At 60.1% G+C, this 20599-nt stretch carries 20 protein-coding genes; 5 read left to right on the forward strand and 15 right to left on the reverse strand.

Going from position 1 to position 20599, the window contains the following annotated elements; genetic code table 11:
• Positions 1-72 precede the first annotated feature (72 nt).
• Positions 73-1935 carry an NAD(P)-binding protein gene (locus tag HX875_RS25865; protein WP_177046936.1) on the forward strand — a complete coding sequence of 621 codons (1863 nt, stop codon included), beginning with the start codon at positions 73-75 and terminating at the stop codon, positions 1933-1935.
• Between the two features lie 322 nt (positions 1936-2257).
• Positions 2258-3883 carry a glucan biosynthesis protein D gene (locus HX875_RS25870; protein ID WP_177046938.1) on the forward strand — a complete coding sequence of 542 codons (1626 nt, stop codon included), beginning with the start codon at positions 2258-2260 and terminating at the stop codon, positions 3881-3883.
• A 45-nt stretch (positions 3884-3928) separates the two neighbouring features.
• On the opposite strand, the gene HX875_RS25875 is transcribed toward HX875_RS25870, so the two are convergent.
• From HX875_RS25875 to HX875_RS25895, 5 genes are all read right to left on the reverse strand, one after another.
• Positions 3929-4114 (reverse strand): hypothetical protein, encoded by a 186-nt coding sequence (locus HX875_RS25875; RefSeq protein ID WP_177046940.1) that lies wholly within the window; start codon positions 4112-4114, stop codon positions 3929-3931.
• A gap of 202 nt (positions 4115-4316) precedes the next feature.
• Positions 4317-4808: an AAA family ATPase gene (locus HX875_RS25880; protein ID WP_177046942.1), complete on the reverse strand. Its 492-nt coding sequence runs from the start codon at positions 4806-4808 to the stop codon at positions 4317-4319.
• 80 nt (positions 4809-4888) lie between these two features.
• On the reverse strand, positions 4889-5995 hold the full coding sequence (locus HX875_RS25885; RefSeq protein ID WP_177046944.1) for an NADH:flavin oxidoreductase/NADH oxidase: 1107 nt from the start codon (positions 5993-5995) through the stop codon (positions 4889-4891).
• Between the two features lie 151 nt (positions 5996-6146).
• Complete coding sequence (gene recJ, locus HX875_RS25890; protein ID WP_177046946.1) at positions 6147-7856, reverse strand: single-stranded-DNA-specific exonuclease RecJ; 1710 nt, start codon at positions 7854-7856, stop codon at positions 6147-6149.
• A 203-nt stretch (positions 7857-8059) separates the two neighbouring features.
• A complete protein-coding gene (locus HX875_RS25895; protein ID WP_177046948.1) occupies positions 8060-8602 on the reverse strand; it encodes a YaeQ family protein in 543 nt (180 codons plus the stop codon).
• Between the two features lie 147 nt (positions 8603-8749).
• Between HX875_RS25895 and HX875_RS25900 the strand changes: the two genes are divergently transcribed.
• Together HX875_RS25900 and HX875_RS25905 are read left to right on the forward strand one after the other, a co-directional pair.
• On the forward strand, positions 8750-9949 hold the full coding sequence (locus tag HX875_RS25900; protein ID WP_177046950.1) for a CaiB/BaiF CoA transferase family protein: 1200 nt from the start codon (positions 8750-8752) through the stop codon (positions 9947-9949).
• Positions 9949-10827: a TIGR02285 family protein gene (locus tag HX875_RS25905; protein WP_177046952.1), complete on the forward strand. Its 879-nt coding sequence runs from the start codon at positions 9949-9951 to the stop codon at positions 10825-10827. Before HX875_RS25900 ends, HX875_RS25905 begins: the two co-directional genes overlap by 1 nt.
• A 171-nt stretch (positions 10828-10998) precedes the next feature.
• Here the strand turns inward: HX875_RS25905 and HX875_RS25910 are convergent, their stop codons facing one another.
• A complete protein-coding gene (locus HX875_RS25910) occupies positions 10999-11283 on the reverse strand; it encodes a DUF3509 domain-containing protein (RefSeq protein WP_003209570.1) in 285 nt (94 codons plus the stop codon).
• 301 nt (positions 11284-11584) lie between these two features.
• On the opposite strand from HX875_RS25910, the gene HX875_RS25915 reads away from it, so the two are divergent.
• The gene (locus tag HX875_RS25915; protein ID WP_177046954.1) at positions 11585-11806 is read left to right on the forward strand and encodes a hypothetical protein; all 222 of its coding nucleotides are present in this window, start codon (positions 11585-11587) and stop codon (positions 11804-11806) included.
• A gap of 87 nt (positions 11807-11893) precedes the next feature.
• Here HX875_RS25915 and thrC read toward each other — a convergent pair whose 3' ends face one another.
• The 9 genes from thrC to ffh all read right to left on the reverse strand — a co-directional run bounded on the left by thrC (position 11894) and on the right by ffh (position 20553).
• Positions 11894-13303, reverse strand: a complete 1410-nt coding sequence (gene thrC, locus HX875_RS25920) for a threonine synthase (RefSeq protein ID WP_177046962.1) — start codon at positions 13301-13303, stop codon at positions 11894-11896.
• Between the two features lie 67 nt (positions 13304-13370).
• Positions 13371-14675, reverse strand: coding sequence for a homoserine dehydrogenase (locus HX875_RS25925; RefSeq protein WP_003209580.1), 1305 nt, complete (start codon positions 14673-14675; stop codon positions 13371-13373).
• Positions 14676-14801: 126 nt separating this feature from the next.
• Positions 14802-15533 (reverse strand): thioredoxin fold domain-containing protein, encoded by a 732-nt coding sequence (locus tag HX875_RS25930; RefSeq protein WP_177046970.1) that lies wholly within the window; start codon positions 15531-15533, stop codon positions 14802-14804.
• A 154-nt stretch (positions 15534-15687) separates the two neighbouring features.
• Positions 15688-16584 carry a site-specific tyrosine recombinase XerD gene (gene xerD, locus HX875_RS25935; RefSeq protein ID WP_010176826.1) on the reverse strand — a complete coding sequence of 299 codons (897 nt, stop codon included), beginning with the start codon at positions 16582-16584 and terminating at the stop codon, positions 15688-15690.
• Between the two features lie 397 nt (positions 16585-16981).
• Positions 16982-17332 carry a 50S ribosomal protein L19 gene (rplS, locus tag HX875_RS25940; protein ID WP_003175895.1) on the reverse strand — a complete coding sequence of 117 codons (351 nt, stop codon included), beginning with the start codon at positions 17330-17332 and terminating at the stop codon, positions 16982-16984.
• Positions 17333-17377: 45 nt separating this feature from the next.
• Positions 17378-18088 carry a tRNA (guanosine(37)-N1)-methyltransferase TrmD gene (gene trmD, locus HX875_RS25945; RefSeq protein ID WP_237151084.1) on the reverse strand — a complete coding sequence of 237 codons (711 nt, stop codon included), beginning with the start codon at positions 18086-18088 and terminating at the stop codon, positions 17378-17380.
• A 43-nt stretch (positions 18089-18131) separates the two neighbouring features.
• A complete protein-coding gene (rimM, locus tag HX875_RS25950) occupies positions 18132-18668 on the reverse strand; it encodes a ribosome maturation factor RimM (protein ID WP_003175898.1) in 537 nt (178 codons plus the stop codon).
• Between the two features lie 5 nt (positions 18669-18673).
• Complete coding sequence (rpsP, locus tag HX875_RS25955) at positions 18674-18925, reverse strand: 30S ribosomal protein S16 (protein WP_003209587.1); 252 nt, start codon at positions 18923-18925, stop codon at positions 18674-18676.
• Between the two features lie 251 nt (positions 18926-19176).
• Positions 19177-20553, reverse strand: a complete 1377-nt coding sequence (gene ffh, locus HX875_RS25960) for a signal recognition particle protein (protein WP_177046972.1) — start codon at positions 20551-20553, stop codon at positions 19177-19179.
• Positions 20554-20599 lie beyond the last annotated feature (46 nt).

Consider the following 20599-nt stretch of genomic DNA (forward strand, 5'->3'; position numbering starts at 1 on the left):
CAAGCTCCCTCGCCACAACGGCCCGCCCCCACAGGGGATCTCCTCATAACAATAAATAATTCGCAGGTTCCCATGGACATCACCCGCCGCGACTTCCTCAACGGCGTCGCCATCACCATTGCCGCCGGCATGACGCCCCTGCAACTCCTCCAGGCCGCTCCCGATGGCCGCTACTACCCGCCCGCCCTCACCGGCTTGCGCGGCAGCCATGTCGGCTCATTCGAAATCGCCCACCAGATGGGCTGGGAAAAGAAGGCCTTCGACACCGATAAACTGCCCATTACCGAAGACTACGACCTGGTGGTGGTCGGCGGAGGCTTGAGCGGTTTGTCGGCGGCGTGGTTCTACCGTGAGAAGCACCCGCAGGCGAAGATCCTGATCCTGGAAAACCACGACGACTTCGGTGGCCACGCCAAGCGCAATGAATTCCAGGCCGGTGGCCGGATGATCATCGGTTACGGCGGCAGCGAAGCGTTTCAGTCGCCGAATCATCTTTACAGCAAAGAAGTAAACGGACTGTTGAAGAAACTCGGGGTAAACATCAAGCGCTTCGAGACCGCGTTCGACCGCCAGTTCTACCCGGGCCTGGGTTTGTCCCGCGGGGTGTTCTTCGACAAGGAAAACTTCGGCGAAGACAAACTGGTCACCGGCGACCCGACACCGATGGTCGCCGACGACATCGCCCCGGACCAACTGCACGCGCGCTCCATCAGCGACTTCATCAATGACTTCCCGTTGCCGCAGGCCGACCGCCAGGCGCTGATCGCCCTGCACGTCGCGCCCAAGGATTACCTGCCGGGCAAATCCGCCGAGGAAAAGGAAGAATATCTCGCCGCCACCAGCTACCGCGATTTCCTGCTCAAGGACGTGGGATTGTCGGAAGGTGCGGTGAAGTACTTCCAGAGTCGCACCAACGACTTCATGGCCTTGAGCATCGATGCCGTGGCGTCGGCCGATGCCTACAGCGTGGGTTTCCCGGGTTTTGGCGGGATGAATCTCGCGCCCATCAGCGAAGAAGCTGCAGCGGAAATGGAAGAGCCTTACATCTACCACTTCCCCGACGGCAACGCGTCGCTGGCACGCTTGCTGGTACGCAGCCTGATTCCGACCGTGGCGCCCGGACACACCATGGACGACATCGTGCTGGCACCGTTTGACTACGCCAAGCTCGATCAACCCAAGACACCGGTGCGGGTACGCCTCAACAGCACGGCGGTGAGTGTGCGTAACGTCGGTGACGGCGTGCACATCGGCTACAGCCGTGGCGGCCAACTCGCACAGGTGCGTGGCAAGCGCTGCATCCTGGCCTGCTACAACATGATGATCCCGTACCTGCTGCGGGACCTGCCGGCGCCACAGGCCCAGGCCCTGAGCCAGAACGTGAAGTACCCGCTGGTTTATACCAAAGTGGTGGTGCGCAACTGGACGTCGTTCCAGAAGCTGGGGGTGCATGAGATCTACGCGGCCACCCAGCCCTACAGCCGGATCAAGCTCGACTACCCGGTGAGCATGGGCGGTTACGAGCACCCGCGTGACCCGACGCAGCCGATCGGTTTGCACATGGTGTACGTGCCCACCAGCCCCAACAGCGGCATGAACGGCCGCGACCAGGCCCGCGCCGGGCGGGGCAAGCTGTACGGGCAGACGTTTGAACAACTGGAAGCGCAGTTGCGGGATCAACTGCAACGCATGCTCGGCCCGGGCGGTTTCAACCACCAGACCGACATTCTGGCAATCACTGTCAACCGTTGGTCACACGGCTATGCGACCTTCTCCAACAGCTTGTTTGACGATGCCGATGAAAGCGAAAAACTGAAGAACCTGGCGCGCAAGCCGGTGGGGCACGTGAGCATCGCCAACTCGGATGCGGCGTGGAGCGCGTATGCCCATGCGGCGATTGATGAGGCATATCGGGCGGTAGGTGAAGTGAGTTAAACCTGTGGGAGCTGGCTTGCCTGCGATGGGGGCACCTCGGTCTGTCAGACAGACCGGGGCGATGCCATCGCAGGCAAGCCAGCTCCCACATTTGATCTTCATTGATAAAGGGATTGCGTTCACTTCAGACCCTGACACGTCTTGTTTCATATGCAACGCCATCAACCCGCCATCAATCATTTTTCCTTCCGCACCGAACCGCTTAAGCTATTTGGCATCTGTTTAATGTCCGTTGCGTTTGGCCGAAGGCATGTCCGAACCGTTTTTCTTGATCCAGCACGTGCCAGGAACGGCGCGGGATTGTTCACGACAGGTTGTATTTATGCACCGTAGGAATTTGCTCAAAGCGTCCATGGCCATCGCGGCTTACACCGGTCTGTCGGCGAGTGGCCTGCTGGCCGCTCAAGCCTGGGCAGGCAATCGCGCTGCCGATGGCGAGGCTCAGGCTTTCGATTTCGAGGCCCTGAAGATCCAGGCCAAGCAACTGGCCAGCAATCGCTACCAGGACACCAAGCAGGTGCTGCCGCCGACCCTGGCGACCATGACCCCGCAGAATTTCAATGCCATCGGCTACGACGGCAAGCATTCGCTGTGGAAAGAGTTGAACGGCCAACTGGACGTGCAATTCTTCCACGTCGGCATGGGTTTCAAGACGCCCGTGCGCATGTACAGCGTCGACCCGAAAACCCGCCAGGCCCGCGAGGTGCACTTTCGCCCTTCGCTGTTCAACTATGAAAAAACCACGGTGGACACCAAGCAGCTGACCGGCGACCTGGGTTTCTCCGGCTTCAAGCTGTTCAAGGCCCCGGAACTGGACCGCCACGACGTGCTGTCCTTCCTCGGCGCCAGCTACTTCCGGGCGGTGGATTCCACCGGCCAGTACGGCCTTTCCGCACGCGGCCTGGCCATCGACACCTACGCGAAAAAGCGCGAGGAGTTCCCGGACTTCACCAAGTTCTGGTTCGAAACCCCGGACAAGGACAGCACCCGCTTCGTGGTCTATGCCCTGCTGGATTCGCCGAGCGCCACAGGTGCCTACCGCTTCGATATCGACTGCCAGGCCAACCAGGTGGTGATGGCCATTGACGCCCATATCAACGCGCGTACCGCTATCGAACAGCTGGGCATCGCCCCGATGACCAGTATGTTCAGTTGCGGCACCGTTGAGCGGCGGATGTGCGACACCATCCACCCGCAAATCCACGACTCGGATCGCCTGGCCATGTGGCGCGGCAATGGCGAGTGGATCTGCCGCCCGCTGAACAACCCGGCCACCCTGCAATTCAACGCCTTTGCCGACACCGACCCGAAAGGCTTCGGCCTGGTGCAGACCGACCATGAGTTCGCCAGCTACCAGGACACCGTGGACTGGTACAGCAAGCGTCCAAGCCTGTGGGTAGAACCGACAACTGCGTGGGGCGAAGGCTCGATCGACCTGCTGGAAATTCCTACAACCGGCGAGACCCTGGACAACATCGTGGCCTTCTGGACCCCGAAAAAGCCCGTGGCGGCCGGCGAGTCCCTGAACTACGGCTACAAGCTCTACTGGAGCGCCCTGCCGCCGGTCAGCACGCCGCTGGCACAGGTCAACGCGACCCGTTCAGGCATGGGCGGCTTTACCGAAGGCTGGGCACCGGGCGAGCATTACCCCGAGGTGTGGGCGCGGCGTTTTGCCGTGGACTTCAACGGCGGCGGGCTGGATCGGTTGCCTGAAGGCACCGGGATCGAACCGGTGGTGACCTGCTCCCATGGTGAGGTCAAAGACTTCAGCGTGTTGGTGCTGGATGCCATCAAGGGCTATCGGATTCTGTTTGACTGGTACCCCACCAGCGACAGTGTCGAGCCGGTTGAACTGCGACTGTTCATCCGCACCCAGGACCGCACCTTGAGTGAAACCTGGCTGTACCAGTACTTCCCACCCGCGCCAGACAAGCGTAAGTACATCTGATAGCGAACGTTCCCACGCTTGCGTGGGAACGCCCCTTCGGCGCGCTCAGAACCGCGAAATACTCTTCATCGCCCCAATCAAGTACCGCATCGCCACCTGATCACTCTCGGTGAGGGCGCGGTACTGCTCCAGCAATTGCTCCTCGTCCGAACTCAAGCGCCTGCCTCGCAACGACAGCCTGCGGGCCAGAAAGGACGATAAAACCCCCGCTACACCATAAGACTTGGCCATGGACTGTCTCCTCGTGTCAGTCAACTGCTCCTGGTTGCCCATAACCTTGTCCCGCGATGTGCGATGCCAGCGACGGCCCCACAGACTGACTTCCTGGGCCAGAAATCAGACTTACTGTAAGCGTAGAAACTATCTTGCCGGGCGTGAGAGTTTTTTAGAGTAATCACTCAAAAAACTGCTTACAGGGCAATGACCTACAGCCCTATCCCACATTATTTTGCGACGCCTCATAGCGAATGACGCTGAACCCCTCTTCTACACGGGGCGCTTCGAAATAGCCGGTGATGAGGTCAAATTGGGCATCACTGGTTTCAAATGCGTGGGTGCCGGCGGCATTGCGCGCACGCAGACGTGCCTTGCAGACCGCGTCCGGCACATCCAGGTAATGCAATTGGTGGTCAACGCCTGCGCCTTCGAACAAGGAGCGCATCCAGCGGCGACTGGCCAAGGTGTTGGCGGGAAAATCCAGCACCACCGAAACACCGGCTTTGAGCAAGGAAATGATATGCGCCGTCAACGCATCACGCAGGAGGCCAGTGCAGCGCACATAGTCGCCAAGGGCCTGGATCTGCCCGGGATAGAGCCGAGCCAGCCACTCATCCTCGCTGATCAATACCGCCTGGGGTCCCTGGGACAATTGCTGGGTCAGGGTCGATTTGCCGGATGCGATTTTGCCGCAGATCAGGTGCAACATAGGTTTCTCCGGTGTGAGGCCAATAAAAAACCCGCCGGATCAACGGCGGGTTTTCATGTTTACCACGATTGCCGTACAGATCAATCCCGCAGATCCGACTCATGAATCGGCTGGTCCCTGTGGGTCGCCCGCTGGTATTGCGCCGGCCAGATCGCCTTGCGCCCACCGAGGTCATCGTCGGCATGCAGTGGCCAGTAAGGATCACGCAACAGTTCACGGGCGAGGAAAATGATATCGGCCTGGCAGGTGCGCAGGATGTGCTCGGCCTGAGCCGGCTCGGTAATCATGCCCACGGTGCCGGTGGCGATCCCTGACTCTTTGCGCACACGCTCGGCGAAGCGGGTCTGGTAACCGGGGCCGGTAGGAATTTCCGCATTGGCGGCGGTGCCACCGGAAGAGACGTCGATGAGGTCCACGCCCAGGTCTTTCAGGCGACGCGCCAGTTCCACGGTTTCATCCGGGTTCCAGCCGTCTTCGACCCAATCGGTGGCCGACACCCGCACAAACAGCGGCAGCTCCTGCGGCCAGGCTTCACGCACCGCCGTGGTCACTTGCAGCACCAGGCGGATACGGTTTTCGAACGAGCCGCCGTACTGGTCTTGGCGTTGGTTGCTCAGGGGCGAGAGAAACTGATGCAACAGGTAGCCATGGGCGGCATGGATTTCCGCCACTTTGAAACCGGCAGTCAGCGCTCGCTTGGCGGCCGCGACAAAGTCAGCGATCACTTGCTGGATCTGCCCTTCGTCCAGTTGTTTGGGTGAGGTGTGCTGCGGGTCGAAGGCAATGGGCGATGGACCCACCGGCACCCAGCCGCCGTCTTCCGGCTTGACGCTGCCGTGCTTGCCGATCCACGGCCGGTGCGTACTGGCCTTGCGCCCGGCGTGGGCCAGTTGAATGCCCGCCACCGCGCCCTGGGCGTTGATAAAACGGGTGATGCGTTGCAGGGGTTCGATCTGTTCGTCGTTCCACAGCCCAAGGTCCTGGGCGGTGATGCGGCCATCGGCGGTCACGGCGGTGGCTTCGGTGAAGATCAGCCCGGCGCCGCCGACGGCACGGCTGCCGAGGTGCACCAGGTGCCAGTCATTGGCCAGGCCATCGACGCTGGAATACTGGCACATCGGCGACACGGCGATGCGGTTGAGCAGGGTCAGTTGGCGCAGGGTATAGGGTTCAAGCAGCAGACTCATGGGGCACCTCTTTTATGCAGTGGGCAGGCTCCAGGGTTCTGTTTGAACGGTCGACGAAAAACCCGTCCCCGGCGGGCTGAAATAAGACAAGGTCACAAGACCGATCACACAGTGCTTAGAGACTAGTCGACAACAGAGGATTGCACAGGGTTCAGCGCGGCTCGATGTGGGCAATCATCAATTGCACGGTTTCCTGGCCACGGAACTCGTTCACGTCGAGCTTGTAGGCCAGTTCCACCCAGCGAATGGTGGGGTTGGGCCAGATTTCACGGTCGATACCAAACGCGATGCCATCCAGTTTCACCGAACCGCATTCACTCTTGAGCACCACTTTCAGGTGACGCTCGCCGACCACCCGCTGCTCCACCAACTGGAACACCCCGTGGAACAACGGCTCGGGGAAATGCTGGCCCCACGGCCCGGCGTTGCGCAGGGCGCGGGCCAGTTCCAGGTGAAATTCTTCAACCGCCAGGGTGCCGTCGGACAGCAGCCGGCCCGTCAGGTCTTCTTCACGCAGTTGCCGGCGCACTTCGGCGTCAAAGGCTTCGGCGAACAGTGGGAAATTGGCCTCGGGCAACGTAAGACCTGCCGCCATGGCGTGACCGCCGTACTTGGCGATCAGTGTCGGATGCTGGCTGGCCACCACGGCCAGCGCGTCACGGATATGGAAGCCCGGCACAGAACGCCCGGAGCCCTTGAGCAGGCCGTCACCGGCATCGGCAAAGGCAATGGTCGGGCGGAAGTAGCGCTCTTTCATCCGCGAGGCGAGGATGCCGATGACGCCCTGGTGCCATTCCGGATCGAACAGGCACAAGCCATACGGCATCGACTCCACCGGCAAGTCCTTGAGCTGGGCCAGGGCCTCGCGCTGCATGCCTTGCTCGATGGATTTACGGTCCTGGTTCATGCCGTCCAGTTGCGCGGCCATTTCCCGGGCAGCGGCGAAATCCGTGGTGAGCAGGCATTCGATGCCCAGGCTCATGTCATCCAGGCGACCCGCGGCGTTCAGGCGTGGGCCGAGGATAAACCCGAGGTCGGTGGAGGTGATGCGGGCGTGATCGCGCTTGGCCACTTCGAGGATCGCCTTGATCCCGGGCCGTGCGCGACCGGCGCGAATGCGTTCCAGGCCCTGGTAGACGAGGATGCGGTTGTTGGCGTCCAGCGGGACCACGTCGGCCACGCTGCCCAGGGCAACCAGATCCAGCAGTTCGCCGATGTTCGGCTGCGGCTTGTTCTCGTACCAGCCCAGGCTGCGCAAACGCGCGCGCAGGGCCATCAGTACGTAGAAGATCACGCCGACACCGGCCAGGGCCTTGCTGGGAAATTCACAGCCCGGCTGGTTCGGGTTGACGATGGCGTCGGCCGCCGGCAATTCATCGCCCGGCAAGTGGTGGTCGGTGACCAGCACCTTGAGCCCCGCCGCTTTCGCCGCCGCCACGCCTTCGACGCTGGAGATGCCGTTGTCCACGGTGATCAGCAGCTGTGGCTGGCGCTGCAGGGCCACGGCGACGATTTCCGGGGTCAGGCCGTAGCCGTATTCGAAGCGGTTGGGCACCAGGTAGTCGACATGCGCGGCACCCAGCAGGCGCAGGCCCAGGGTGCCCACGGTGCTCGCGGTGGCGCCGTCGGCGTCGAAGTCCCCCACGATCAGGATCCGCTGGCGCTGCTCCAGGGCCGTCACCAGCAGGTCCACGGCGGCATCGATACCCTTGAGCTGCTGATACGGGATCAGCCGCGCCAGGCTTTTATCCAGCTCGGCTTCCGATTGCACCCCGCGTGCGGCGTAGAGACGGGTCAACAACGGTGGCAATTCACCGAGGAATGGCAGGACGGCGGGCAACGGGCGAGGATCGATACGCATGGGGTGACGGAAGCTTCTCTTTAATACAGCGTTGAAAATTAATGCTGAAAACAGCGGTGGTCCCTTGTGGGAGCTGTCGAGCCCCGGCGAGGCTGCGATAGGGTCACCTCGGTGTACCTGTCAGACCGCAGCGCCTGCATCGCAGCCTCGCTAAAGCTCGACAGCTCCCACACTCGACCAGCGTCCAATCAGTTATCGACGTTTCAGTCGCGCTCGCCGACCAGCCATTCCAGCTGGACTTCGTGCTGGCCACGGTCGTCGGTCACGAAGATAGTGCCCTCGCTGATCATCACGTCCCACTTGATCACCCGCGGCATGTCCTTGGCCAGGACTTCCAGGATTTCCTGGGGGACAGCGGCGATGCTCACGTTTTTCAGGTTTTTCGCCACCGGCACCACTTTGCCTTCCCAGACGCGCAAGCTGCCATAGGCCAGCAACGTGGTGCGTTCGGTACGGCGCGAACACCAGGTCAGGCGGTCGGCATCCGGCTGGCCGACTTCGATCCAGTGCAGGACGCGATCATCCAGGCTTTTTTCCCACAATGCCGGCTCGTCTACATCTGACAGGCCACGACCAAAAGACAACTGCTCGTTGTAGAAAAGGGCGTAGGCCAGCAAACGCACGGTCATGCGCTCTTCGGTTTCCGAAGGATGGCGGGCAATGGTCTGCTTGACGCTCTCGTACACCGAACGATCGAGGTCGGTGAGGTTGAGTTCAAACTTGTAGGTCGTGGACGGCTGGGCCATGAACGGACTTCTAGAGACAGGGAAAGGCGGCAAGTCTAACCGATGGCGAGGTGATTCAACGAATCCTGCGCTGCATCATCCTTATCACTGCGCCACTCGCCTATGTTAAAAGGCATCACATCCCCGTACCGCGCTTGAAGGATCCTCATGTCGTTTACCGCCAAACCGCTTGCCGGCCTGAAAGTCATCGAACTCGGCACCCTGATTGCCGGCCCGTTCGCGTCCCGCATCTGCGCCGAGTTCGGCGCCGAGGTGATCAAGGTCGAATCCCCCGACGGCGGCGACCCGTTGCGCAAGTGGCGCAAGCTGTATGAAGGCACTTCGTTGTGGTGGTTTGTGCAGGCGCGCAACAAGAAATCCCTAACCCTGAACCTGAAACACCCGGACGGCCTGGCGATCCTCAAGCAGTTGCTGGCGGATGCCGACATCCTGATCGAGAATTTTCGCCCTGGTGTGCTGGAAAAGCTCGGCCTGAGCTGGGAAACCTTGCACGCCCTGAACCCGAAACTGGTGATGGTGCGCCTCTCGGGCTTCGGTCAGACCGGGCCGATGAAGGATCAACCCGGGTTTGGCGCGGTGGGTGAGTCCATGGGCGGCCTGCGCTATATCACTGGTTTCGAGGATCGCCCGCCAGTGCGCACCGGGATCTCCATCGGCGATTCAATCGCGGCGTTGTGGGCGGTGATTGGGGCGCTGATGGCCCTGCGGCATCGCGAGGTCAACGGTGGCCTGGGACAGGTAGTGGATGTGGCGCTTTATGAGGCGATCTTCGCGATGATGGAGAGCATGATCCCGGAGTTCGACGTCTTCGGCTTTATCCGCGAGCGCACCGGCAACATCATGCCGGGCATTACGCCCTCCTCGATCCACACCAGCCAGGACGGCAAGCATGTACAGATCGGCGCCAATGGTGACGCGATCTTCAAGCGGTTCATGTCGGCCATTGGCCGGGAGGACCTGGCCAATGACCCTGCCCTGGCCAGCAACGATGGCCGCGACAGCCGTCGCGATGAGTTGTACGGGGTGATTGATCGCTGGGTCAATTCGCTGCCGCTGGAGCAAGTGGTCGAGCAACTGAACAAGGCCGAAGTACCCGCCAGCCGCATCTACAGTGCTGAAGACATGCTGGGCGACCCGCAGTTTCTCGCCCGCGAGATGTTCCTCAAGGCGCAGCTCCCCGGCGGCAAGGACTTCAAGATGCCGGGCATCGTGCCCAAACTTTCAGACACCCCGGGCAGCTGTGAATGGATCGGCCCCCAGTTGGGCGAGCACAACGCCGTGGTGCTCAACGAATTGGGCTACGACGCTGCGGCCATTACGCGCCTGCGCGAGGATGGCGCAATCTGATGGCCCGGCGCTTCATCATTCGACTCTGCCTCCTGGGCTCGCTGCTCGGGGGGTGGCCGCTGTCGAGCCAGGCCCAGGAAACCCTGATTTGGCTGTTGCGTGACCTGCCGCCAGTGACGATTTTCGAAGGCCCGCAAAAAGGCCAGGGCGTGCTCGACCAACTGCTGCCGATACTCGCCGACCATATGCCGGAATATAAGCACCAGATTCTCCACGTGAACCGTGCGCGGGGCATGCAAATGCTCCGCGACCCCGGCACGCTGACGTGCGACCCGTCCCTGCTGTGGACGGCAGAGCGCGCGAAAACCATCGTTTTTTCCACCCAGGCCTTTGCGTCAGCGAGCAATGGGGTAACGATCCGCCAGAGTCAGCGGGCTCTGCTGGCGCCGTTTGTAGTGGATGGCCTGTTTGACCTGGAGGCGTTTTTGAATGCCCGGGATGCCCGCCTTGGCATCATCGCCGAACGCAGCTATGGCCCCATCATCGATGAAGCGCTGAAGCACGCCAGCACTCACAAGCTGGCACCGCACTACGGCAATGACGCCCTCGGCAGCCTGCTGCAAATGCAACGCAAAGGACGACTGGAAGCGGTACTGGGTTACGGGACAGAAGTTCGCTATCAGGCGCTGCAACAGGGCATTGATCCCCAGGACCTGATCTTCTACCCCATCAAAGGCACCGCGCCCTATCAACTGACCCGCATTGCGTGCACCGACAACGCAGCGGGCCGCAAGGCCATCGAGCGGATCAATCATGTGCTGCACGAGATACCACAGGAGCAACTGCGACAGTCCTACGCCTCCTGGCTCGACCCGGTCATGCGTGAGCAGTACCTGAAAGACAACCCGACGTTTTTCCAGGATGCCCCTCTCCCCTGACAAATCGCGGGCAAAAAGAAACCCCGAGCAGTGGGGAGACAACTCGGGGTTAATAAGGGCCTAAAAAGACCAGTAACAACGAGCCACAAGCACCGGAGCACAATGCTTGATCTCGCTGTTACAAAATCTGACTCGCCTTGCCGTAGGAAGGTTCCCAACAAAAATAAATCTTCATGCGCAGGCAATCGGCCGAGTCAGGGCCGCGTTACGCAGAGCCGCCATGACCGAGGGCTCCAGGCGTCCTTCGGCAATCATCAGGTCGCGGTGCAGACAGTCCACCACATCCACTAACGCACGCTTGTCGGTCAATTGCGCCTGGTCGACTTCACGCTCGACCACGATGGCACCCGCAGGATTCTTTACGGTTACCAGGCATTCGCCCTGCACACCCGAGGTGGTCAGCGTGACCTGGTAAGGGCTCAGTGCTTCACCGAGCAATAGGCTGATACTTTCCATCTCGATCACCACTCAATAGTTCGGGAACAATCGTGTAAACGGGAGCTGCATCTATCCTAAGTGACTATTTGCGTCGTAGGAAAGTTCGCTTTTTCGTCTTTCAAGGGTTGCCGGGGATGACGAGACCAGCATGCGCTTGCAACATGACAACCAGAAAACGGCGGCACATAACTGCTTACTCAATGGGTCGCTGTTTTGGCGCTGCTGCGAGAGGTGAATCCTATACTCGATGAGCGCTGACCACTTTGCCCTGCAGGCAAAAGTGCATGTCGAAGGGCCCTTATTGCGAAGGATAAAGACGATGTTGGAACAGAACGAACAACAGGCAACGATAGAGAAAATGCACGCTGATGTATCACGCATCTATGCTGAAATATCACGGATCTACGCCGAACAACGCAAGCTGAACGCGGAAACCCATAAGATAACCCGTGAAAACTTCTGGTACCCCATGGGCGTCGCAATGGCTGTTGTCGCGACAATTTCCTCGATCACAGCAATGGCAATCAAACTGTTCCTATAACCGCCAGGCCTTCAAGAAACGAAAAACGCCGCTGACCCAAGGATAGGAAAGCGGCGTTTTTGTGTGCGCCGAAGCGCAGCGCGTTCTTTACAACGGCTTGCCACGATTCCCGTGCTGGCTGACAAACGCCTGCACAGCTTTCAGGTCATTGGCCAACACCGTGCAACGCTCTTCACGCTCAAACAGGTCGGTGAGGTGCGGCGGCAATTCCAGCGCCTTGCCAACACCGGCCTTCTCCACCGCTTCCGGGAACTTGACCGGGTGCGCGGTGCCGAGAATCACCATCGGGATGTCCAGGCTGCGACGGCATTCGCGCGCGGCCTTGACGCCAATGGCGGTGTGCGGGTCCAGCAGCTCGCCGGTTTGGGCGTAGACTTCGGCGATGGTCTCGCAGGTTTCTGCGTCGTCCACGGCCAGGGAATCAAACAGCTTGCGGGTTTCGGTCCAGCGCTCTTGCTCGACGCTGAAGCCGCCACCTTGCTTGAAACTGTCCATCAGGCCGGCCAGTGCCGCGCCATTGCGACCGTGCATGTCGAACAGCAGGCGTTCGAAGTTCGACGACACCATGATGTCCATCGACGGCGACAGTGTGGCGTGCAGGGTTTCCTTGACGTACTGGTTGCCGCTCATGAAGCGGTGCAGGATGTCGTTGCGGTTGGTGGCGACGATCAACTGGTTGATCGGCAGGCCCATGTTGCGCGCCAGGTAACCGGCGAAGATGTCGCCGAAGTTGCCGGTTGGTACCGAGAACGACACCGAACGCGCCGGGCCGCCCAGCTGCAGGGCTGCGTGGAAGTAGTAGACGATCTGGGCCATGATCCGCGCCCAGTTGATCGAGTTAACCGCTACCAGGCGCGTGCCCTTGAGGAAGCTCTGGTCGGCGAAGCTGGCCTTGACCATTTCCTGGCAGTCATCGAAGTTGCCTTCGATGGCGATGTTGTGGATGTTCTCGCCGAAGATGGTGGTCATCTGCCGGCGCTGCACTTCCGACACACGCTTGTGCGGGTGCAGGATGAAGATGTCGACGTTTTCGCAGTGCTTGCAACCTTCGATCGCCGCCGAGCCGGTATCACCGGAGGTGGCGCCGATGATCACCACGCGCTCGCCGCGCTTTTCCAGCACGTAATCGAGCAGGCGACCCAGCAGTTGCAAGGCGAAATCCTTGAACGCCAGGGTCGGGCCGTGGAACAGTTCCAGCACCCATTCGTTACCGTTCAGCTGGCGCAACGGCGCGATGGCGCTGTGGGAAAACACCCCGTAGGTTTCTTCCAGGATCTTCTTGAAGTCGGCATCCGGAATGCTGCCGGCAACGAACGGGCGCATGACCCGGAATGCCAGCTCGTGATACGGCAGGCCGGCCCAGGACGCGATTTCTTCCTGGGTGAAGCGTGGCAGGTTTTCCGGCACGTACAGGCCGCCGTCAGTGGCCAGACCGGCCAGCAAAACGTCTTCGAAATTCAGGGCCGGTGCCTGGCCGCGGGTGCTGATATAACGCATGACTGGCTCCTCTAGAGCATGCTTGAACAAGGGCCGCCGAACGTGTGGGGCCCTTGCCGCAAAACGATTAGTTCAGGTGTTCGACGCGAATCCGCACCACCGGCCCAACCACACCCTGCAACGCTTCAAGCGCGGCAATGGCATCGTTGATGTGCTGTTCCAGCACGCGGTGGGTCAGCAGGATCATGGGCACCAGGCCGTCTTGTTCTTCGACTTCCTTCTGCATGATCGATTCAATGTTGATGCCGCGCTCCGACAGGATGCTGGCCACCTGGGCCAACACGCCCGGATGATCCTTGGCCTGGATGCGCAGGTAGTAGGCGCTTTCGCAGGCTTCGATCGGCAGGATCGGGTGGGCCGACAGCGAGTCCGGCTGGAAGGCCAGGTGCGGTACGCGGTTTTCCGGGTCGCTGGTCATGGCGCGAACCACGTCCACCAGGTCGGCGATCACTGACGAAGCCGTAGGCTCCATGCCGGCGCCGGCGCCGTAGAACAGGGTCGAACCGGCAGCATCACCGTTGACCATCACGGCGTTCATCACGCCATTGACGTTGGCGATCAGGCGGTCAGCCGGGATCAGTGTCGGGTGCACACGCAACTCGATGCCGGCCGGGGTGCTGCGCGCCACACCGAGGTGCTTGATGCGGTAGCCCAGGGCTTCAGCGTAGTTCACGTCGGCGGTGGTCAGTTTGGTGATGCCTTCGGTGTAGGCCTTGTCGAACTGCAGCGGGATGCCAAAGGCGATGGACGCCAGGATGGTCAGCTTGTGGGCCGCGTCGATGCCTTCCACGTCGAAGGTCGGATCGGCTTCGGCGTAACCCAGTGCCTGGGCTTCGGCCAGCACGTCTTCGAAGGTACGACCCTTCTCGCGCATTTCGGTGAGGATGAAGTTACCGGTGCCGTTGATGATGCCGGCCACCCAGTTGATACGGTTGGCGGACAGGCCTTCACGGATCGCCTTGATCACCGGGATGCCACCGGCCACGGCCGCTTCGAACGCCACAATCACACCCTTCTCGCGGGCCTTGGCGAAAATTTCGTTACCGTGCACGGCGATCAGCGCCTTGTTGGCGGTGACCACATGCTTGCCGTTTTCGATGGCTTTGAGCACCAGCTCGCGGGCCACGGTGTAGCCGCCAACCAGTTCGATGACGATATCGATTTCAGGGTTGGTGGCGACTTCGAAGACATCGTTGGTAATCGCAATACCGGTCGTTTGGAACTGAGGCTTTGGCGTACGCGTGGCAATTTGTGCCACTTCAATCCCACGCCCTGCACGGCGGGAAATTTCTTCAGCGTTACGCTGAAGTACGTTGAAGGTGCCGCCACCGACGGTCCCTAACCCACAGATGCCTACTTTGACCGGTTTCACTGAAGAACTCCCCATGAAACGGCCGACTCAAGGTCGGCCGTGAAAACAGCCGCACAACTGCGGCTCTCTATTAATGACCCGCCGAATGGTCGGCCAGTCATGATCGTCAAGGCTCGACGATAGTGCTTACTTTGCGTTCAGTGCCAGTTTGGCAACTTGCGGCGCAGGCTGGTAGCCCGGAATCACCTGACCATCAGCCAAAACGATGGCCGGCGTACCGTTCACGCCAATCGACTGGCCGAGGGCGAACTGCTTGGAAACCGGGTTGGCGCACTTGTCCGCCTTGATTTCCTTGCCATCGACCATCTTGTCCATGGCGGCTTTCTTGTCGGCCGAACACCAGACGGCCTGCAACTGCTCGTCACCCGGCGAACCCAGGCCCTGGCGCGGGAACGCTACGTAGCGCACCTCAACACCGAGCTTGTTCAGCTCAGGCACTTCGGCATGCAGCTTGTGGCAGTACGGGCAGGTGGTGTCGGTGAAGACGGTGATGTGGGTCTTGGTTTCGCCGATGGCCGGGTACACCACGGTTTCAGCCACCGGGATGCCGTTGATCAGCTTGGACACGCCCAGGCGCTCGGCTTTCTCGGTGAGGTTCACCGGCTTGCCATCTTTCAACTGGAACAGGTAGCCCTGGACGATGTACTGGCCATCTGCGCTGGCGTACAGCACGCGGCTGCCCTTGAGTTTGACTTCATAAAGGCCGGCCATCGGGCTGGCATTGATGCTTTCTATCGGGGTGTCGAGCTGGAGGGCTTCCAGGCTCTTGCGGATAGTCTTCTCGGCGGCGTCGTCGGCGACGGCAAAGGTTGAGACCAACGCAATGGCTGCGATGGCAAAAATCTGGGTCAAGCGCATGGGAACTCCTGAAGGCAGATGCAGGGACGGGAGCAGGAACACCGATCTTCAAACACGGGTTTGGGCCGTCCCCTTTGCGAACCGGCAAAGCCTACCACAGTTGGGCCGCAGGGCAGCCAGTCGCGGGGAAATTGGGCTTTTTCCGATGGGTTTTTCATCCACGGGGATGGTGCTTGGCGTGCATGTCCTGCAAACGTGCGCGCGCGACGTGGGTGTAGATCTGGGTGGTAGACAAGTCGCTGTGCCCCAGCAGCATTTGAACCACGCGCAAATCCGCACCGTGGTTGAGCAAATGCGTGGCGAAGGCATGGCGCAGGGTGTGGGGCGACAGCGACTTGCCGATGCCGGCAACCTTGGCCTGGTGCTTGATGCGATGCCAGAAGGTCTGGCGGGTCATCTGCTCGCCACGCTGGCTGGGAAACAGCACATCGCTGGGGCGACCGTTGAGCAACTCGCTGCGGGCGTCACGCATGTAGCGCTCGATCCACACAATCGCCTCCTCCCCCATGGGCACCAGGCGCTCCTTGCTGCCCTTGCCCATCACCCGCAACACGCCCTGGCGCAGGTTGACCTGCTCCAGGGTCAGGCTGATCAGCTCGGTGACGCGCAGGCCGCAGGCATACAGCACTTCCAGCATGGCGCGGTCGCGCTGGCCGATGGCTTCGCTCAGGTCGGGTGCTGCCAACAGAGCTTCGACGTCGGCTTCCGACAGGGATTTGGGCAATGGCCGGCCCAGCTGCGGCATGTCGATTTGCAGGGTTGGGTCGATGGCAATCAGCTTTTCCCGCAGCAGGTAGCGATAAAAGCCACGTACACCCGAGAGAAACCGGGCAGTGGAGCGAGGTTTGTAGTTCTGCTCCAGGCGCCAGGACAAATGATCGAGAATCAGCTCACGACCGGCGTTGAGCAGCTCCAGGTTTTTCTCCTGCAGCCAGCCATTGAACAACGCCAGGTCGCTGCGGTAGGCCTGACGGGTGTTGTCCGACAGGCCTTTTTCCAGCCAGAGGGCATCGAGGAAGCGGTCTATCTGGGGGTGATCGATGGCGGGCATGGGGGCTCAAGCTGGGAAGGTGGCGATGTCGGGTAGATCCTATCGCAGCACAGGCATCTACACATCAATGAAGGCGGGCAAATAATCTGTGGCGAGGGAGCTTGCTCCCGCTGGGGCGCGAAGCGGCCCTGATTGACCATTGAAGTCCAACAGAAAGACTTCTATTGCAGGTTTCAGGACTGCTGCGCAGCCCAACGGGAGCAAGCTCCCTCGCCACAAAAGCGACTCGATTCAGGATCAGTCGGCAAACCCTGGATGGCCTTTTCTCGGACAGGTCGGCACGGCGCTGGATTTCTTCGAGGCGGGTGGTCATGAACAGGTACCAGGGAAATAGACAAATTTCAGGCAACAAAAAAGCAGCCCGTAGGCTGCTTTTTTCTGCATCGGGAAGCTGGACTTAAGCCAGTTTTTCCTTGATGCGAGCTGCTTTACCGGACAGGTCACGCAGGTAGTACAGCTTGGCTTTACGTACGTCACCGCGACGTTTAACGGCCATGCTGTCGATTTGCGGGCTGTAGGTCTGGAAAGTACGCTCTACGCCAACACCGTTGGAGATTTTACGAACAGTGAAAGCACTGTTCACACCACGGTTACGCTTGGCAATTACCACGCCTTCGAACGCTTGCAGACGCGAACGGTCGCCTTCCTTCACTTTCACCTGAACGACAATGGTGTCGCCCGGGGCAAAGGTAGGGATCTCTTTGGTCATCTGCTCTGCTTCGAGTGCAAGGATGATTTTGTTAGTCATGCTGTGCTCCTAAGGTAAGTCGTCGGACCTACCATCGATACGTTGTTAACTATCGTCCCGCGCGAGGATGTATTCCTCGAGCAGCTTCTTCTCTTCTCCAGAAAGCGAGCGGCTTTCCAGAAGATCGGCGCGTCGTTCATAGGTCCGCCCGAGGGACTGCTGTAAACGCCAACGCCGGATGTGTGCGTGATTGCCACTTAGCAATACGTCGGGAACACGCTGATCCGCATACACCTCCGGTCGGGTGTAGTGCGGGCAATCCAGCAAACCATCCGTGAAGGAATCTTCCTCCGCGGAGTCCGCATGCCCTAAAGCTCCAGGCAGCAGTCGTGTAACCGCATCTATCAGGACCATCGCCGGCAGCTCGCCGCCAGACAGGACATAGTCCCCAATCGACCACTCTTCATCGACATGAGCATCAATAAAACGCTCGTCAATGCCTTCATAGCGACCGGCAATCAGGATTAATGCTTCCAGATTCGCCAACTCGCGTACCGCCGACTGATTCAGCTGACGGCCTTGAGGGGACAGGTAAATTACCTTCGCCTTCTCCCCGGCTGCTGCCTTGGCCTGAACCAACGCGTCTTCCAGGGGCTTGATCTTCATCACCATGCCCGGGCCACCGCCAAATGGGCGATCGTCCACAGTGTGATGTCGATCCGTCGTGTAGTCTCGCGGGTTCCAACAGGTGAGCTGCAAGAGCCCCTGTTTCACCGCCCGACTGGTGATGCCGTACTCGCTGATGGCGGAAAACATCTCGGGAAACAAACTGATCACTTCAACGCGCAGGTTAGCCACGCTAGAAGTCCGCGTCCCATTCCACCTTCATCTCGCCCGCTGCCAGGTCGACGGCCAACACGCATTGCTCGGTATAGGGCAACAGGCGTTCGCGATCATCCAGGCTGCCAGCGCAAGGCTTGACCACCATTACATCATTGGCGCCGGTTTCCAGAAGATGATCGATTTTCCCGAGCAATTGCCCGAGTTGATCAATAACCTTCAGACCTTCCAGCTGGTACCAGTAGTACTCGCCGTCGGTCAATTCAGGGAACAGGTTGCGCGGCACGCAGATCTCATAACCGGCCAGAAGACGAGCTTCTTCACGATCATCAAGACCCTTGAGCTTTGCGACCAGGAACTTGTCGCTCCCGCGTCCACTGACCAGCTCTACCTGTTTCACACTACCTTCGCGCTTGAGCGTCCAGGTCTTGTACTGCAACAGGTTTTCAGTCGGATCAGTAAAGGAATACACCTTCACTTCGCCGCGAACGCCATGAACAGAGTAAATCTTGCCGATAACGATCAAATCATCAGCAACCGCTGGCGTCGCGTTCATATTGCTCAGGCCGCAGCCTTAGATGCATCCTTCAACAACTGAGCAACGCGCTCAGAAGGTTGTGCACCAACGCTCAGCCAGTAGGCTACGCGCTCTTGGTTCACGGACAGACGGACTTCTTGACCACGAGCGATCGGGTTGAAGAAGCCTACTTGTTCCTTGTGAGAGCCGTCACGTGGGTTGCGGCTGTCAGTTACGGTCAAGTGGTAAAACGGGCGCTTTTTGGAGCCGCCAAGGGCAAGACGGATTGTTAGCATGTGAACATCGTTCCTGTAGTCGGTGCTGCAAATCTAAATGCACAGCGGGCATAGGTGCCCGAAAGGCCGCATATTCTAAGGAATATCCGGACTTTTGCAAATGTCTTTTTCTGGCGCCTATCAGCGTGCCATTCAGATCTGCTATAGAGCCGTCGGTTAAAACGGCAAGTCAGCTCCCGCCAATGGCGGGTTTGCTGGAGATCCCGCATCCCTGCGGGTCGGAGCAGGAGCAAAGCTCCCGCTCGAATTCTTTACATTTTCGGCATGCCGCCGCCGGGCAACATACCGCCCATGCCGCGCATCATCTTGGCCATTCCGCCTTTTGCGGAGAATTTCTTCATCATCTTCTGCATCTGCTTGTGCTGCTTGATCAAGCGACCGATGTCCTGCACCTGGGTGCCGGAACCCATGGCGATCCGACGCTTGCGCGAACCACTGATCAGCTCAGGGTCGCGGCGCTCGGCCGGGGTCATGGAATTGATGATGGCTTCCATCTGCTTGAATTGCTTCTCTGCCGCGCCCTGGGCATTGCCCATTTGCGCCAGGTTCACGCCGCCCATGTTCGGCAGCTTGTCCATCAGGCCGCCAAGGCCGCCCATGTTCTTCATCTGTTGCAGCTGGTCGCGGAAGTCTTCGAGGTCGAAGCCCTTGCCCTTCTTCAGCTTTTTGGCCAGCTTGTCGGCCTTGTCCTTGTCGAGGGTCGCTTCCGCTTGCTCGATCAGGCTGAGCACGTCGCCCATGCCGAGGATACGCGAGGCGATCCGCTCAGGGTGGAACGGCTCGAGCGCTTCGCTCTTCTCGCCCATACCGATGAACTTGATCGGCTTGCCGGTAATCGCACGCACCGACAGCGCGGCACCGCCACGGGCGTCGCCGTCGACCTTGGTCAGGATCACACCGGTCAGCGGCAGCGCATCACCAAAGGCCTTGGCGGTGTTGGCCGCATCCTGGCCGGTCATGGCGTCGACCACGAACAGGGTTTCTACCGGGTTGATCGCGGCATGCAGCGCCTTGATCTCGCCCATCATCTCTTCATCGATGTGCAGGCGACCGGCGGTATCGACGATGACCACGTCGATGAATTTCAGCTTGGCTTCTTTAATAGCGGCCTGGGCAATGTCGACCGGCTTCTGGCTCAGGTCGGACGGAAAGAAGGTCACGCCGACTTCGCCCGCGAGCATTTCCAGCTGCTTGATGGCGGCCGGACGGTAAACGTCCGCAGACACCACCATCACCGACTTCTTCTTGCGCTCTTTAAGGAAGCGCGCCAGTTTGCCAGCGGTGGTGGTTTTACCCGCACCTTGCAGACCGGCCATCAGCACCACGGCCGGCGGCACGGCACTGAGGTTCAGGTCTTCGTTGGCCGCGCCCATCAGGCTTTCGAGTTCGGCCTGGACGATCTTCACAAACGCCTGGCCCGGCGTCAGGCTGCGGGACACTTCGGTGCCCACCGCGCGCTCTTTGACCGAGTTGACGAAGTCCTTCACCACCGGCAAGGCGACGTCGGCTTCCAACAACGCCATGCGCACTTCACGCAGGGTGTCTTTAATATTGTCCTCGGTCAGCTTGGCCTTGCCGGTGACATGGCGCAGCGTCTGCGAGAGACGGTCAGTCAGATTTTCAAACATGCGCGATCCTTTCAGGCCCTATGTTAGACCGAGGTAATGGCGGCCC

The sequence above is a fragment of the Pseudomonas yamanorum genome (assembly GCF_013386765.1).
Lineage (GTDB): Bacteria > Pseudomonadota > Gammaproteobacteria > Pseudomonadales > Pseudomonadaceae > Aquipseudomonas > Aquipseudomonas yamanorum_A.